The following is a 1,531-nucleotide window of genomic DNA, read 5'->3' as shown; positions in this document are numbered from 1 at the left end:
CAGGGTGTTCCGGAAAAATTTGCGCAACCACGTAGCCTGCCGGTGTTCGCCCTTATGCATGCGTTCCAGGGTTTTCAGGCTGGGTTTGAAACGCAGCATCAACCAGGGGGCCAGAGCAAAGGCGGTGAACAGGGAAAAGAGCATGGCCACGGAACCCAGTACCGGAATGGGCGCCATGTAAGGACCCATCATTCCGCCCACAAAACCCATGGGCAACAAGGCGGCAATGACCGTAAAAGTCGCCAGAATGGTGGGATTACCCACTTCGCGCACCGCATCAATGAGGGTTTCAGTGGACGTCGTCCCTTCCTGCAGCCAGCGGCGATACACGTTCTCGACAATCACGATGGAGTCGTCGACGAGAATACCGATGGAGAAAATCAACCCGAACAGGCTGACCCGATTGATGGTGATCCCCAATAACCAGGCCGAGAATACGGTAATCAGCAAAATCAGCGGAATGGTGATGACGACGACAGCGGCCGCCCGCCATCCCAGGGCCAGCAGAATCAGCAGGGTGACGGCTGCGGTGGCCACAAAAAGCTTGAAGAGCAGGGAATCGACCTTGGCATTGGCTTTTTTGCCGTTATCACGGGTGATACTGACATGCACATTACCGGGGATGACCGTCCCTTCCAGACTGTGCATTTTCTGGATGAGGGCCCGGGCTACCGTCACGCCGTTACTGCCGGCAATTTTGGCCAGGGCAATGGTGACCGCCGGAGCGCCATCCACTTCGGGCTGATTTTTGCTGGCCTTCTGGTAATAAGTTACCAGACTGTGAGGATCGCTGGGTCCGAGCCGGACCTGCGCCACCTGAAACAGATACACCGGTTCTCCGTCATATACCCCGACCACCAAATTGCGCACTTCTGCCGGAGTGCGCAGAAACTGTCCGGTGACAACGCGCATCTGCATGTTTTGCACATCGGTCTGCCCGGTTTCTGTCTGGGCATTGGAAGCCTTAATCGTTTGCGCGACCTGCTGCGGGGTGATGCCATAAGCGGCCAGGCGGCCCGGGTGAATATCGACGGTCAGTGTTTCCTGAGGACCGTGGACAATAAAACTCTCCCCGGTCTGGGGAACCTGCTTGAGATGTTGCAACGCGGTGCGGGCAATTTCGTTGAGGGTGGCAGGACCGACCTGCCGGGACCAGAGCGTAAACGTCATGAAGGGGACGCTGTTGATGCCCTTGGCACGGACCAGAGGATGACTGGCTCCCGGCGGAATCCGGTTCATGTTGGCGGCGAGCTTGTTGTAGACCTCCACCAGGGAGGGGCCCATCCGTCTGCCCACCTGAAAGCGCACAGTAACCATGGATTCACCGCGATTCGACACCGAATAAACGTGTCGCACGCCGGGCAATTCGCTCATCATGCGTTCCAGAGGATCACTGACCATGCGCGATACTTCGGCAGGAGAGTGACCTGGGTAACCCACAAAAATATGGTTCCTCGTCATTTCAAGTGGGTAGCCTGAGATCCAGCTTGCCCAGGATCAGGTAGGCCAGGTTGATAAAGTTCTTGTGCGT

General features: G+C 57.0%; 1 protein-coding gene. It reads right to left on the bottom strand.

Going from position 1 to position 1,531, the window contains the following annotated elements:
- On the bottom strand, window positions 1-1,461 hold a 1,461-nt coding region (locus HAP95_RS00110; RefSeq protein WP_226832306.1), incomplete at its 3' end, for an efflux RND transporter permease subunit.
- Window positions 1,462-1,531: the final 70 nt, after the last annotated feature.

The organism is Acidithiobacillus sulfurivorans (assembly GCF_018853815.1).
GTDB lineage: Bacteria > Pseudomonadota > Gammaproteobacteria > Acidithiobacillales > Acidithiobacillaceae > Acidithiobacillus > Acidithiobacillus sulfurivorans.
Note: the sequence above shows the minus strand (reverse complement) of the source record. Positions and strands in the feature narration are given on the sequence as shown.